Source organism: Methylobacterium adhaesivum (assembly GCF_022179065.1).
Lineage (GTDB): Bacteria > Pseudomonadota > Alphaproteobacteria > Rhizobiales > Beijerinckiaceae > Methylobacterium > Methylobacterium adhaesivum.
Genome location: NZ_BPQD01000020.1, coordinates 108,852 through 122,943 on the forward strand (window position 1 = coordinate 108,852; position 14,092 = coordinate 122,943).

Sequence of the window (14,092 nt, forward strand, 5' to 3'; positions counted from 1 at the left end):
GGTGACAGCATTGGATCCCGGCCACTCAGGGCGTTTCGAGCGTTCAGGGCGAAATTGCCCGCAATCGACGACATCATGATGAACGCCCCGGGGATTAGATCAGTCCGTTGCAATGCACAATCCAAGCCACGCTTTCGGTTACCGATTCCTTTCGATTTGTGCGGCGCAAACGACGTGTGATTGAAAAATTCAGGGACGGTTCAGGGTTGCCCCAACGCGGAGGCGCCCTATTGAAATCCCCCTTTAGAACGGCTGGCCGTGGCGCCAGCGATCGGTCACGCCTCGGCGATCCATGCGCGCAATCCCTCCACACCGTGGAAGGCATTGCTCGATCGAATGGCAAGACTTGGCGCTTGCGTGCGCATCATGTCGGCCAGGGCGTGGCCGGGGCCGAGTTCGAGCACCCTGTGTGCGCCACGCTCAGTGATGGCGTCGAGGCAGGCAACCCAGTCGATGGGGTTCGCGATCTGGCGCGCGAGGCCATCCAGAACGGTCGCGGGTGCGAAGATCGGTGCGCCGTCCGTGCCGTTGAGGAGGGTCGGGCCCGGTGCCGTCCGGCGCAGGGGCGTCGCCTCCAGGCAGGCCCGGAACGGGGCTACGGCCCGCGCCAGCAGGGCCGTATGGGAAGCGACCGCGATGGGAAGCCGGTTCGCACGTGCGGCCCCCGCCGCCAAGGCCTCCGCGCACAGGGCGTCGAGACCGCCCCCCTCGCCGCCAATCACGAACAGGTCGGACGGGTTGCGGATGGCAATGGCGCAGGCGTGCCGGGCGAGAAGCGGAGCGAGTTCGGCCGGCGACAGGCCCCGGACTACGGCGAGACCCTGCTCGGGGCCGCTGGCCGCATCCATGGCTTCGGCGCGGGCCACCGTGAGGGCCAGGGTCTCGGCCGGCGTCCAGAGACCGGCGATGCCCCAGGCGGCCATCTCACCGACGCTGTAGCCCGCCACGATGAGGCGTCGCGGCAGGATGTCCGAAAGGCAGGCATGCAGCGCGAGCGCCGCGGTGACGCAGAGGATCTGCCCGGTGCGGTTGGCGTAGAGGTCCGCCGGATCGGCCTCCACGACGAGGCGGCGGGGATCCTGTCCCAGTCGCGTGGCGGCGGCCGCGAAGACCGGCGCGGCGGCGGGGACGTCCGCTGTCAGGGCGAAGAGATCGGAGGCTTGCAGGCCCTGTCCCGAGCAGAGCAGGGCGAGGGTCACGGATCGGCTCCGTCGACGAACAGGGTCATGGCGAGGAGATCGGCGCAGCCGCCGGGGCTGAGGTTGCGGGCGACGAAGGCCTCGTGCACCGCCCGCGCCCGGAGCCGCCAGTCCGGTCGGCCGATGCCGCCCCCATCGAGGAAGTCGCGGGCCGCCATCCGGGCGAAGGCGAGGCCCGCCGGACCGCCGCGATGCAGCAGATTCGTATCCTCCACGACGGCGACGAGGGCGAAGCAGAGCTGCACCCGCACGGCCTCGGGTTCGTCGGGCCGCAGGGTCCGGGCATGGCGCAGGGCAGGCAGCGCCACGGTATCGATCGTGGGAAAGCCGAGGGCCGCCTCGCGGCGGGCGCCGCCGGCACGGTAGCGCCGGGCTGCGACGGACCCGTGGCTGTGCGGGGAGACCGGCCCGGCCGCGATGGCCTCGCCCCAGAGATCGGCCACGAGGCCCCCGAGGGGGCGGCCGCCACCGTTGGCCTCTCGAAACCCGGCGGCGGCGGTGAGCAGGCCGAGGCCGAAGATGGCGCCGCGATGGGTGTTGACGCCGTTCGTCGCCGTGAGCATCGCCGCTTCCGCCGCGATGCCGATGGCGCGCAGCGTCGCCATCCCGGTGCCGCGCGCTCCGGCCTCCGCGAGGGCGGCGAAATAGGGGCCGAGGGTGTCGGCGCTCTGGTTCAACAGCGCCGCATCCATGTCTGCATGGGCGCCTCGGTCGACGGGGCTGACGAGGCCGGGCTTGGGGTAGGTCGCGACCTCGAGGCGCAGACACGCGACGGCCCGCGCCGCGATGGCCTGCGCCGGGCCGGGGGACGGCCGGACCCGTGCGGCCGTCAGCATCCGGCGTCCGAGAGAAGGGCCGCGCGGGACACGAGGGCGACGTCGCGAAGGCTTTTCACCATGATCTCCGGCGCGTCCCCGGCGAGCTCGCGCCATTGGACGGCCCCACCCCCGGGCCCGATGCACTCGCCATCGAGGCGCATGGGCGCATCCCGGTCGATGGCCGCGAGACCGGCGAGCAACCGCTCGGCCGATCCGTCGAGGCGCCACAGAAGATCGATGTCCGAGGTGGGCGAGAGATAGGGAAGGCCCGTGAGGTGCTGCCAGGCGAGGCTTCCGAACGTGCGGGTCTCCGGGTCCAGGGCGAGGAGGCGGTGGAGCGTCGGCCCCCAGGCCGCCGGGGCCACGGGCACGGTGTCGGCCAAACGGGGCGGAGGCTCGATGGACACAACCGCCGACGGCTCGACGGAGAACGACAGGCGCCGTTTGCCCAGAGCCGGCGGCAGGGGCAGCCCCAGGGCGAGCCCCGTCTCCCCGCACAGGGGCCGCCGCACCACCAGGGGCCAGCCACGCTCGGCCCAGGCGGCGACGAGGGGGAGTCCGTCGACGTCCGGCCGCCCGGCGAGGAGCGCGCGCCAGGACGCGGGCGCGAGCCGGACCATGGCGTGACGCGCCGCTGCCTCAGGCACGGCCCGCGACCTGCGCCGCCACCCGCTCGGCGATGGCGGCGGCGCGGGGCCGGCCGCCGCGCTCCGCGCCGAGGCGGTCGCGGTCATCGCCGCCCGGGTGCGATGCGGCGAGGCTCGCCTCCATCTGCTCGGCCAGCGGTCGTTGCGGGTCCCAGATCGCCCCGATGGCGCCCGTCTGCACGAGGTTGTCGAGGCCGGGCGCGAAGACCGGCGTGGCGCGGGCCATTTGCGTCAGCACGTCGAGGGACAGTTTCGTCACGCGGGCCATGGAGGGAAGGTCCATCACCTCCGGGTGGGCGCCCGGAAGGGCGACGAGCCGCGCCGTGGCGAGGGCCGTCGCGATGAAGGCCCCGGCGGCGCTGCGCCCGTAGAGCAGGCCGAGGGTGGGGTGGCCGGCGGCCTCCGCCAGCATCAGGGCCTTGGCGAGGTGGGCGAGGTATTCGTTGAGCCCCAACAGTTCGTCGCGCCGGCTCATGCGCTGGCTCGCCGAGTCGATCGGCATGAGGATCGGCGCCCCGTCCCCGGAGCGGGCGATGGCGAGCACCCGACCCGCCAGGGCCAGGGCCCCGTCGATGCCGAGCGGCGTGCCTTCGGCGATGCCGAGCACGTGGACGCGCCCGCCGCCGGGGCGAGGCCCATGGCCGAGGATGAGGCCGTCGGCGACGGTGACGGCGTGCCCCTCGGGGAACAGGCCGGCGAGGATCTCAGCGAGCGTCATGGGCGCTCTCCCGGCCAAGGGCTACGGCGCGAAAGGCCTGGGTGGACAGGCCCGGCACGGCCGGCGCCTCCGCGACGCCGAGGGCGGACCAGATGTCGGTGGCGTCCCGGGCGGCGCCGAAACGGGCGAGGCGCCGCTCCAAGCGAGCCTGCTCGGCGTCGAGGGTCGCAAGATCGAGGCGGCCGGGTGCCGCCAGGACATCCCGGACCGCCGCGCGGAACGCCTCGGGTCCGTCGTCGACGTACCGGTCGGCGCCGCCGATGAGGTAGCGGTGCTTGCCCCCCATGGTGCGCCAGACTAGGGCGCGGTCGCGGGCGTCGAACTCCTCGACGCCCCGGTTGGTCTCGATGACCTCCGGGCCGGTGACGCCGATGCGCCCCTGCTCGGTGACGAGGAGCGCCGAGCAGCAGCCAGCGATGAGGCCGCCGCCGCCGTAGCAGCCCGAACGCCCGCCGATGAGACCGACGACGCGCGATCCGGAAAGACGCGCCTCCACCACGGCGCGCATGATCTCGGCGATGGCCGTCTCGCCGGCATTGGCTTCCTGCAGGCGCACGCCGCCGGTGTCGAACAGGACGAGGACATCGAGGGCGAGGGATTTGGCCGCTCGCAGGAGACCAACGAGCTTGGCCCCGTGGACCTCCCCCACGGCCCCGCCCATGAAGCGCCCTTCCTGGGCGGCAACGAGGATCGGCGTGCCCTTGAACGCGGCCTGGCCGACGATCATGCCGTCGTCGAACTGCTCGGGTAGGTCGAACAGAGCGAGATGCGGGCTCGTCGCCCGCTCCTCGGGCCCGACGGCCTCGCGAAAGCTGCCGGGATCGACCAGGGCGGCGATGCGCTGGCGGGCGCTGCCCTCGTACCAGCTCAGGGCCTCGGGCTCGAAGGCGGGGGTCATGCGGCGTCTCCGGCGATGAGGCGCGCCCCCTGGGCGAGCCGCAGGGCGACGGTGTCGGGCCGGGCGCCGCCGTCGTTGATGGCGATGCGCAGGCCGCCCGCCGCGCGGCGGGCGACGAAATCCGCCACCACGGCGGCCCAGATCTCGGCAAAGCCGTGGGCGGCGGTGGCGATCTCCACCGTGCAGAGGTCGGGCGCCAGCGCCCGCTCCAGCAGGACTTCGAGGTTGCCCGAAGCGACCACGCCGACGATGGCCCGGGGCTTCGTCCCCCCGGCGGGGATCGGCGCGGAAAGAGTGTAGCTGAGGCGTTCCATGCTGTGCCCTCACCAGTTCCGGAAGCGGCTCGGCGGGCGGTAGAGACCACCCGACGCGAGGGCGAGGTCCTTGATGGACCGCGCGGCGAGGAGGCTGCGGTCGGCATCGAGGGGGTCGATCCCGAGATCCTCCGGTCGCCGGATCACGCCGCGCTCGCGCAGCCGCGCCACCATGCCGGCGTCGCGCCGACGCCCGATCTCGGTGTAGCCGGCGACGCCCCGGATCGCCTGCTCGCGCTCGTCGGGGTCGCGGCACAGGAGAAGGTTGGCGATCCCCTCCTCGGTGACGATGTGGGTGACGTCGTCGCCGTAGACCATGACGGGGGCGAGCGGCAGGTCGAGTTTCTCGGCCAGCGCCAGGGCGTCGAGGCGTTCCACGAACAGGGGCACGTTGCCGTCCCCGAAGGTCTCGCCGATCTGAACCACGAGCTTGCGACCCCGGCGGAGGGGCGCCGGCGTGTCGGGATCGGCCTCCGCGCCCGCCTTGAGCCAGGGCTCGCTCGGGTGGCGGCGCCCGCGCGGGTCGGACCCCATGTTGGGTGCGCCGCCGAAGCCCGCGATGCGATTGGTGGTCACCGTCGAGCTGTGGCCGGAGAGATCCACCTGCAGGGTCGAGCCGATGAACAGGTCGCAGGCATAGAGTCCGGCCGTCTGGCAGAAGGCGCGGTTGGAGCGCAGCGACCCGTCCGCCCCCGTGAAGTAGATGTCCGGCCGGGCGGCGATATAGTCGTCCATCCCCACCTCGGAGCCGAAGCAGTGGATCTGCTCGACCCAGCCGGCCTCGATGGCCGGGATCAGGGTCGGGTGCGGGTTGAGCGCCCAGTGGGTGCAGACCTGTCCGCGCAGGCCGAGCTTTTCCCCGTAGGTCGGCAGCAGCAGCTCGATGGCGGCGGTGTTGAAGCCGATACCGTGGTTGAGCCGGCGGATGCCGTAGGGCGCGTAGAGCCCCTTGATGGCGAGCATCGCCGTGAGGATCTGGGTTTCCGTGATGGAGCCGGGATCGCGGGTGAACAGCGGCTCGACGTGGAAGGGTCGGCCCGCCTCGACCACGAAGTGGACCCGGTCGCCCGGGATGTCGACACGGGGCACGCGGTCGACGATCTCGCCCACCTGCGCCACCACGAGGCCGTCCTTGAAGCTCGTGGCCTCGACGACGGTCGGCGTGTCCTCGGTGTTGGGGCCGGTGTAGAGGTTGCCGTCCCGGTCGGCGCTCACCGCCGCGATGAGGGCGACCTGTGGCGTCAGGTCGATGAAGTAGCGCGCGAACAGTTCGAGGTAGGTATGGACCGCGCCGAGCGCGATCTGACCGCCATAGAGCATCCGGGCGATGCGCGCCGCCTGCGGCCCGGAATACGAGTAGTCGAGGCGGCGTGCGATGCCCTTCTCGAACACGTCGAGATGCGACGGCAGGACGATGCCGGATTGCACCATGTGCAGATCGTGGATCACGCCCGGATCGACCTCCGCCAGGGCGTCGGCAAGGAGGTCGGCCTGCTTCTGGTTGTCCCCTTCGAGGCAGACCCGGTCGCCCGGCCGCAATACCGCTTCGAGGAAGGGCGCGAGGTCCGCCGCCTGCACCACCTTGCCACGGGCGAAGGAGGCGCCGGCGGCGATCCGCGCCGCGCGGGCGGCTTTCTGCGTCGCCCAATCCCTCATGGATCGTCTCCGTACCCGAACCATCGTTTATGCAATGGTGCAGCAATACGCATGCACTTGGCAATCTCTTGTATACAAGACAGAGCCGTTTTACCGAAATGCGACGGCGGGCTGCGCGTTTCCGCCGCATTCATCGAAACTTCAATCTCTCCCTGTCTCATTGTCGCGCAGATTCCATGCGAGGCGTTTGGGAACCGCACCCTAGGGTTCGGTCCTATCACGCAAGTGGAGGAGCGGTTTCCGCAGGCCTGCGGCATCGCCCCCCCATCGCGCCAACACACAGGTCGCAGCCGCGAGCCCCGAAGGCGCGCCTCCGCGAGGAGGTGGATTTGGGACGTCGCGTTCAAGCGATCGGCTGCGCCTGAGACTTTTAGGGGGATCGAGACGTGTTGATTGAGAAGCTGCTCTCACCCGAGGCCCGCGAGGACGCGGCCGCGGTTCGGGCCAACACCCACGCGGCGCCGCTCGTCACCACCCGCACCTTACCGCTCACCACCCCGTCGGGCGACGCGGTCGCGGACCTGCGCGAGGCGATCCTCGCCAAGCTCGCCTATGCGGTGGGCAAGACCCCGCAGACCGCCCGCGAGCGGGATTGGTTCGCCGCCACCGCCCTCGCCCTGCGCGACCGCATCGTCGATGCCTGCATGGCGAGCGACGGGAGCGTGCCGAACAAGCGGGTCTACTACCTGTCCCTTGAATTCCTCATCGGCCGCCTGCTCTCGGACGCCATGAACAATCTCGGTCTCGTCGAGACCACGCGTGCGGCCCTGCGCGACCTCGGCATCGACCTCGAGTCCGTCGAGGGCGCCGAGCCCGACGCGGCCCTCGGCAACGGCGGCCTCGGGCGTCTGGCCGCCTGCTTCATCGAGAGCATGGCGAGCCTGTCGATCCCGGCCATCGGCTACGGCATCCGCTACGACCACGGCCTGTTCCGGCAGTCCCTCGAGGACGGCTGGCAGAAAGAGGCGCCGGAGACTTGGCTCGCCGAGGGTAATCCGTGGGAGTTCGTCCGCCCCGAGGCGACGTACACCATCGGTTTCGGCGGCCATGTCACCATGTCGTCGGTGTCCGAGGGCGTCATTCGTCGCCACTGGCATCCGGCCGAGACCATCCGGGCCGTGGCCCACGACGTGCCGGTGGTGGGCTGGCGCGGGCGCCACGTGAACACCCTGCGCCTGTGGAAGGCGGAGGCCGAAGCCCCCGTCGAGCTCGCCCGCTTCAACGGCGGCGACCATGTCGGGGCCGTCTCGGCGCGGGCCCGCGTCGAGGCGATCTCGCGGGTGCTCTACCCGAGCGATTCGTCGGACGCCGGCCAGGAGCTTCGCCTGCGCCAGGAATACTTCTTCACCTCCGCCTCCCTGCAGGATCTCGTGCGCCGGCACGTCGCCGAGCGGGGCGACCTGCGCAGCCTGCCCGACCACGCCGCCATCCAACTCAACGACACCCATCCGGCCATCGCCGTGCCGGAGCTCATGCGCCTCCTCCTCGAGGACCATGCCTTCACCTGGGAGGATGCCTGGCACGTCACCACGAACACCCTCGGCTACACCAACCACACCCTGCTGCCCGAGGCCCTCGAGACCTGGCCCGTCGATCTCATGGAGCGGGTTCTGCCGCGCCACATGCAGATCATCTATCTCATCAACTGGATGCACCTCGAGGAGCAGGGCCGGCACGGCCGGGCGAACGCGGAGCAGCTCGCTTCCGTGTCCCTCATCGAGGAGGCCAACGGTAAGCGTGTCCGCATGGGACACCTCGCCTTCCTCGGGGCGCGGCGGGTCAACGGCGTTTCGGCCCTGCACACGGACCTCATGCGCTCGACGGTGTTCAAGGACCTGCACGCCCTCGACACCGACAAGATCGTCAACAAGACCAACGGCATCACCTTCCGCCGCTGGCTGCACAACTGCAATCCGGAGCTGACGCGGCTCGCCGTCGAGGCCGTGGGCGAAGGCGTGCTCGACAATCCCGAACTGCTGACGGGCCTCGCCGAGCACGCCGACGATGCCGGTTTCCAGGATCGCTACCGGGCCATGCGCCGGGCCCGCAAGGACGCCCTCGCGAAGGTGGTGGCCGAGCGGACGGGGATCGTCGTTGATCCGGCGAGCCTGTTCGACGTCCAGATCAAGCGCATCCATGAATACAAGCGCCAGCTCCTCAACGTCATCGAGACGGTGGCGCTCTATCAGGCGATCAAGGCCGAGCCGCACCGGGACTGGACGCCCCGGGTCAAGATCTTCGGCGGCAAGGCCGCGCCGAGCTATGTCCAGGCCAAGCTCATCATCAAGCTCGCCTGCGACGTCGCTCGGGTGGTGAACGACGATCCCGATGTCGCCGGTCGCCTCAAGGTGGTGTTCCTGCCCAACTACTCGGTGAGTCTCGCGGAATCGATCATTCCGGCCGCCGACCTTTCCGAGCAGATCTCCACCGCCGGGATGGAGGCGTCGGGCACCGGAAACATGAAGCTGGCGCTCAACGGGGCCCTGACGATCGGCACCCTCGACGGCGCCAACATCGAGATCCGCGACCATGTCGGCGCGGACAACATCTTCATCTTCGGCCTCGATGCCGCAGGCGTCCAGGCCCGCATGGCGGAGCCGGGTTACGCCAAGGCCGCCATCGCCGCCTCGCCCCGCCTCGCCGCCGCCCTCGACCTCATCGGCGCGGGCGGGTTCTCACCCGACGATCCGGGCCGTTTCCGCCCCATCGTCGACAGTCTCGTCCATGAGGACCGCTACCTCCTCACCGCCGACTTCGACGATTACTGGCGCGCCCAGCGCGCCGTCGATGCCGCCTGGAACGATCCGGGCACGTGGTGGCGAAAGGCTATCCTCAACACCGCCCGGATGGCGTGGTTCTCCTCCGACCGCTCCATGCGGGAATATGCCGAGGAGATCTGGCGGGTGCGCGTCGCCTGACGCGAATCGACTGCGAACAATGGAAAAACCCGGCCGATGCCCATCGGCCGGGTTTTTCGCGTGCGTCATCTGCGGACGATGGCGTCGGGGCGGGCGCTCTCGCCCAGGACACGATCCGCCTCAGGCCGGGCGGCGAGTCGAGGCCCCCTCCCTCGGCGCCGGCCCGTCGCGCGCCTCAGTGCGCGGCGCCGAAGGCCGCGTGCAGCAATCCCTGCTGGGCCGCGACGGGACTCACCACCGGCACCGCGTCCGGACGCCCATCGGTGATTAGACCGTCGAGGTGAAGGATGCGGGCGTGCATCCGGCGCGAGCGCACGATGAGGTCCTGCAGGCGCGACGGCAGCAGGCCGAACACCTCGGCCCGGAACGGCTCGGTGTTGGCCAGACGCACCCGGGTCTTCTCCTCCAGGGCTTCGTTGGGCGTCAGTTCGCCCTCCGACACGGCCCGCTGAACGAGGAGCCAGGAAGCGATCTGCATGAGCCGGGTGGTCAGCCGCATGGTCTCGCCGGCATAGTTCAGGGTGCCGTCCCGGGACATCAGGCGCGATTCCTCGCGACCTTCGCCGTCGAGGTAGGCCGCGGCCTCCTCCACCAGGGTCATGCCTTCGCGAAACAACGTCCGGAACGCATCCGATCCGACATAGGTGTCACCGAAGCTGACCCAGTCGCGCTCGTCCCGGAATGATACGTCGAAACCGTTCATCGTGCCTCCTGCGCGGCGACCGGCCGGTCCGTCGTCCGAAATCGGACCATCACCGCCGCCTGTCGATGGAATTCTGCAATGCTAACGCCGCACGCCCGACGACGCGCCCTTAAGTGAGTTTTAACCTTAATAGCGGCGGGCGAGCGCCCGCTCCGGCGAGGTGGTCGGAGCGCTGACGCGCGTTGACTCCGGGCCGGTCATCCGCCATAAGCCGCGCCATCGCGACGCGGCGTCCTTCTGGGCGCTCTTCGCGCTTGCAGATACATTCTGGACGAGTGACGGGGCCTGCACTGGCGGTGAAGCCTGCGGCACCCATCCTTGGCCATCGGAGACAGCCCCGTGAAAAGAACCTATCAGCCCAGCAAGCTCGTGCGTAAGCGTCGTCACGGCTTCCGCGCCCGCATGGCCACCGCCGGCGGCCGCAAAGTGATCGCCGCCCGCCGCGCCCACGGCCGCAAGAAGCTGTCGGCCTAAGGCTGCTGACGCCACGCGCCGCCCTTGTGCGGCGCGTCCCGCATGAAACTGGCTCCGGGCCGCGAGATCGGAGCTGCCGTGTCGACGATCGGACGGCTGACCCAACGCTCGGACTTTCTGGCCGCGGCGGGAGGACGGCGCTTCCATACGGAGCGCTTCTCCGCTCAAGGACGGCTGCGCGACGGCGATGCGCCGGAGCCCCAACCCGAGGGCTCTAGACCGGCGCAGGGCCTGCGGATCGGCTTCACCATTACCAAGCGGGTCGGCCACGCCACGGAGCGCAATCGCATCCGTCGGCGTCTTCGTGCTGCCCTGCGGGCGGCGAGCGCCGACCTTCCGACCCCCGAGGCCGACGTCGTTCTCATCGCCCGGCGGCCGGCCCTGTCGGCGGCCTTCGAGACCCTGATCGACGATCTGCGCCGGGCCGTGCCCATCGTGACCAAACCACAGACGCGCAAGGATCCGGCGGCCCAGGGGATGCCGGGCTCCGATTCCCGGCGGGGTCGCGGCAAGTCCGGTTCCGGCAAGCCTGCGGCTGGCGCGAAACCCGCGATGCCGCTATTGGCCTCTGGCTCGGAGGCCAACGCCTCGACGGGCCGCGCCACGGCGCCCTCCCCCATTCCCAACGCATGCGACGGACCGACCGATGGGTAATGACAAGACGAACATGATCGTCGCGATCGCCCTGTCGCTGGCGGTCCTGCTCGGCTGGAACTACTTCGTCGCCGCGCCGCGCGTGGAGCAGCAGCGTCAGGCCACGCTGCAGAGCCAGGCCGCGCTCAAGAACGGCGCCGCGACCACGCCCGACGGCGTGCCGAGCGCGAGCCCGAAGGAAGGCGGCCCCTCCGCCCCCGTGCCCGGCACCCTGCCGGGCGCCGCCGCCGGACAGGGCGGCATCGAGCCGCGCGAGGCGGTCATCGCCCGCTCGCCGCGCATCACCATCGACACGCCGGCTCTCGCCGGGTCCATCGCCCTCAAGGGCGGCCGCATCGACGACGTCCTGCTCAAGAACTACCACGAGACCGTGAGCGACGAGAGCCCGCGCATCGTGCTGCTCTCGCCCACGGGAACGGCCAATCCGTATTACGGGGAGTTCGGCTGGGTCGGCCAGAACGCCGGCCCCCTGCCGGGCAGCGAGACGCTCTGGACCGCCGACGCCACCACCCTCTCGGCCGGCAAGCCCGTGACCCTGACCTACGACAACGGGGCCGGCCTCCTGTTCCGCCGCATCATCGCGGTGGACGACAAGTTCATGTTCACGGTGCGCGACGAGGTCGAGAACAAGGGCTCGGCCGCCGTCAGCCTGTACCCGTACGGCCTCGTCTCCCGCTGGGGCAAGCCGACGACGCAGGGCTATTACGTGCTCCACGAAGGCATGATCGGCGTGCTCGGCGCCGACGGCCTACAGGAATACACCTACGACCACCTCGCCAAGGAGCCGGTACTCGGCAACGTCGCCACGAAGGGCAAGTCGTGGACCGGCGTGACCGGCGGGTTCGTCGGCATCACCGACAAGTATTGGGCGGCGGCCGCGATTCCCGATCAGGCCGCGCCCTACACCGGCAGCTTCACCGAGCGCGCCGACGGCGCCACGAAGGTCTATCAGGCGAGCGTGCTCGGCGGTGTGCGCGTCGTCGATCCGGGCACCACGGCCACGGCGACGCAGCAGCTCTTCGCCGGCGCCAAGGAAGTCAACACCATCAACGCCTACCAGAAGGACCTCGGCATCGAGAAGTTCGATCTGATGATCGACTGGGGCTGGTTCCACTTCATCACCAAGCCGATGTTCCGGGCCCTGGATTTCTTCTACCACCTCTTCGGTAACTTCGGTGTCGCGATCCTCGTCGTGACCCTGTGCCTGAAGCTGCTGTTCCTGCCCATCGCCAACAAGTCCTACAAGTCCATGGCCAAGATGAAGGCCGTGCAGCCGGAGATGGCCGCCATTCGCGAGCGCTACGGCGACGACAAGCTGAAGCAGCAGCAGGCGATGATGGAGCTGTACAAGAAGGAGAAGATCAATCCGGTGGCCGGCTGCTGGCCGGTCCTGATCCAGATCCCGGTGTTCTTCGCCCTCTACAAGGTTCTGTTCATCACCATCGAGATGCGGCACGCGCCGTTCTTCGGCTGGATCAAGGATCTGGCGGCGCCCGATCCGACAAGCCTGCTCAATCTGTTCGGCCTGCTCCCCTACGCGGCGCCGGACGTCGTCCACCTCGGCATCTGGCCCATCGTGATGGGTATCACGATGTTCATCCAGATGAAGATGAACCCCGCGCCGCCGGACCCGGTCCAGGCGCAGATCTTCACCTTCATGCCGATCGTGTTCACGTTCATGCTTGGCTCGTTCCCGGCCGGTCTGGTGATCTACTGGGCCTGGAACAACACCCTCTCGGTGATCCAGCAATACGTCATCATGCGCCGCAACGGCGTGAAGGTGGAGCTCTGGGACAATCTGCGGGGCATGTTCCGCAGGAAGCCCGCCGACAAGAACGCCCCGGCCAAGGGCTGATCGCGCCCACCCCGGAGCGGACAGACCTGCTGCACCCCATCGGTCCTCTCCGCCTTTCGGCGGAGGGGACCGTCCTGTTTCTCGCGTGTCGGCTCTCGGGTGGCGGATGCGCCGCTCCGAACGGTATCGATCCCATGTCCCAAGCCGACGAGCCCCGAGCCGAAGACGACGCGCTCCTCGAATCCGGCCGCCTGCTGTTCGCGGGGGCCGCCGACTTTATCGCCTCCGCCCCGAACGTGCCCGCCCTGCCGCCGATGAAGGGCGTCGAGATCGCCTTCGCGGGCCGCTCCAACGTCGGCAAGTCGAGCCTCGTCAACGCGTTGACCGGCCGCAACACCCTGGCGCGGACCTCGCACACGCCCGGACGCACCCAGCAGCTCAACTTCTTCGATATCGGCGGACGCCTGACCCTCGTCGACATGCCCGGCTACGGCTACGCGGCGGTGGAGAAGACCAAGGTCGAGGCCTGGACCGACCTCATCCACGATTACCTCAAGGGCCGCGCCAATCTGGCCCGGGTGTTCATGCTCATCGATTCGCGCCACGGCCTGAAGAGCATCGACACCGACGTCCTCGACGGCCTCGACAAGGCGGCCGTGAGTTATCAGGTGGTGCTGACCAAGGGCGACGCCTTGAAGAAGTCCGAGATCGAGGCCCGCATCGAGAAGACGCGCGAAGCCCTGTCGAAGCGCCCGGCGGCCTATCCGGAGATTCTCATCACCTCGAGCCGCGACGACCGCGGCGTGCCGGAACTGCGCGCCAGCGTCGCCCGGCTCCTGGCCGAGCGTGGCGCCCTATGAAACCGGCGGATCGCCTGCTCCTGGCCTTCGGGGGCCTGGCCGGGCTCCTCGGCGTCGCCGCGAGCGCGGCGGCGGCCCATATGGCCGGAACCGAGAGCCTGAAGACGGCCGCGCAGTTCCTGCTGTTCCACGCCCCCGCCATCCTCGCCCTGGTGGCCCTCACCGCCAGCGGAGCGACGCATCCCATGGCGACCCGGCTCGCTGCCGCCGCCCTCGCGGTGGGCGTGATCCTATTCTGCGGCGACCTCGCCCTGCGGGCGCTCCAAGGCACAGCATTATTCCCCATGGCCGCACCGACGGGCGGCGTGCTTCTCATGGCTGGCTGGGGGCTTGCGGCCGTGGCGGCGTTCATTCCGACCAAGGGCCGTTAGGATAAGCGCCCCTGCCCTCTCGGGCGTGACGCGACCAGTCATCACGGAACTTCCCGCAGGCGGGTTG

Annotated in this window: 14 protein-coding genes; 6 read left to right on the forward strand and 8 right to left on the reverse strand. The window is 69.9% G+C overall.

The genetic code is table 11. From position 1 onward, the window contains the following. Positions 1-275: 275 nt before the first annotated feature. The 7 genes from MFF01_RS15315 to mdcA are packed head-to-tail and all read right to left on the reverse strand — an operon-like array spanning position 276 to position 6,250. The gene (locus tag MFF01_RS15315) at positions 276-1,199 is read right to left on the reverse strand and encodes an acyltransferase domain-containing protein (protein WP_238226794.1); all 924 of its coding nucleotides are present in this window, start codon (positions 1,197-1,199) and stop codon (positions 276-278) included. Further along, a complete protein-coding gene (mdcB, locus tag MFF01_RS15320; protein WP_238226796.1) occupies positions 1,196-2,035 on the reverse strand; it encodes a triphosphoribosyl-dephospho-CoA synthase MdcB in 840 nt (279 codons plus the stop codon). Before mdcB ends, MFF01_RS15315 begins: the two co-directional genes overlap by 4 nt. Continuing rightward, positions 2,029-2,664, reverse strand: a complete 636-nt coding sequence (gene mdcG, locus MFF01_RS15325) for a malonate decarboxylase holo-[acyl-carrier-protein] synthase (RefSeq protein WP_238226799.1) — start codon at positions 2,662-2,664, stop codon at positions 2,029-2,031. Before mdcG ends, mdcB begins: the two co-directional genes overlap by 7 nt. Next, positions 2,657-3,382 (reverse strand): biotin-independent malonate decarboxylase subunit gamma, encoded by a 726-nt coding sequence (gene mdcE, locus MFF01_RS15330; protein ID WP_238226801.1) that lies wholly within the window; start codon positions 3,380-3,382, stop codon positions 2,657-2,659. The genes mdcG and mdcE overlap by 8 nt, the downstream gene beginning before the upstream one ends. Further along, positions 3,369-4,280, reverse strand: coding sequence for a biotin-independent malonate decarboxylase subunit beta (locus MFF01_RS15335; RefSeq protein WP_238226803.1), 912 nt, complete (start codon positions 4,278-4,280; stop codon positions 3,369-3,371). Before MFF01_RS15335 ends, mdcE begins: the two co-directional genes overlap by 14 nt. Beyond that, a complete protein-coding gene (mdcC, locus tag MFF01_RS15340; protein WP_238226805.1) occupies positions 4,277-4,594 on the reverse strand; it encodes a malonate decarboxylase acyl carrier protein in 318 nt (105 codons plus the stop codon). Before mdcC ends, MFF01_RS15335 begins: the two co-directional genes overlap by 4 nt. Before the next feature lie 9 nt (positions 4,595-4,603). Beyond that, a complete protein-coding gene (mdcA, locus tag MFF01_RS15345) occupies positions 4,604-6,250 on the reverse strand; it encodes a malonate decarboxylase subunit alpha (protein WP_238226807.1) in 1,647 nt (548 codons plus the stop codon). Between the two features lie 386 nt (positions 6,251-6,636). Between mdcA and MFF01_RS15350 the strand changes: the two genes are divergently transcribed. After that, positions 6,637-9,168 (forward strand): glycogen/starch/alpha-glucan phosphorylase, encoded by a 2,532-nt coding sequence (locus tag MFF01_RS15350; protein WP_238226809.1) that lies wholly within the window; start codon positions 6,637-6,639, stop codon positions 9,166-9,168. A gap of 175 nt (positions 9,169-9,343) precedes the next feature. On the opposite strand, the gene rcdA is transcribed toward MFF01_RS15350, so the two are convergent. Then, complete coding sequence (rcdA, locus tag MFF01_RS15355) at positions 9,344-9,871, reverse strand: protease adaptor protein RcdA (RefSeq protein ID WP_238226811.1); 528 nt, start codon at positions 9,869-9,871, stop codon at positions 9,344-9,346. Positions 9,872-10,210: 339 nt separating this feature from the next. On the opposite strand from rcdA, the gene rpmH reads away from it, so the two are divergent. The 5 genes from rpmH to MFF01_RS15380 all read left to right on the forward strand — a co-directional run bounded on the left by rpmH (position 10,211) and on the right by MFF01_RS15380 (position 14,025). Beyond that, positions 10,211-10,345, forward strand: a complete 135-nt coding sequence (gene rpmH, locus MFF01_RS15360; RefSeq protein ID WP_055947927.1) for a 50S ribosomal protein L34 — start codon at positions 10,211-10,213, stop codon at positions 10,343-10,345. A 78-nt stretch (positions 10,346-10,423) separates the two neighbouring features. Beyond that, positions 10,424-10,999 (forward strand): ribonuclease P protein component, encoded by a 576-nt coding sequence (rnpA, locus tag MFF01_RS15365; protein ID WP_238226813.1) that lies wholly within the window; start codon positions 10,424-10,426, stop codon positions 10,997-10,999. Then, positions 10,992-12,854: a membrane protein insertase YidC gene (yidC, locus tag MFF01_RS15370; protein ID WP_238226815.1), complete on the forward strand. Its 1,863-nt coding sequence runs from the start codon at positions 10,992-10,994 to the stop codon at positions 12,852-12,854. The genes rnpA and yidC overlap by 8 nt, the downstream gene beginning before the upstream one ends. Before the next feature lie 134 nt (positions 12,855-12,988). Then, positions 12,989-13,654, forward strand: coding sequence for a ribosome biogenesis GTP-binding protein YihA/YsxC (gene yihA, locus MFF01_RS15375; protein ID WP_238226816.1), 666 nt, complete (start codon positions 12,989-12,991; stop codon positions 13,652-13,654). Further along, positions 13,651-14,025 carry a DUF423 domain-containing protein gene (locus tag MFF01_RS15380; protein WP_238226818.1) on the forward strand — a complete coding sequence of 125 codons (375 nt, stop codon included), beginning with the start codon at positions 13,651-13,653 and terminating at the stop codon, positions 14,023-14,025. The genes yihA and MFF01_RS15380 overlap by 4 nt, the downstream gene beginning before the upstream one ends. The last annotated feature ends 67 nt before the right edge of the window (positions 14,026-14,092 follow it).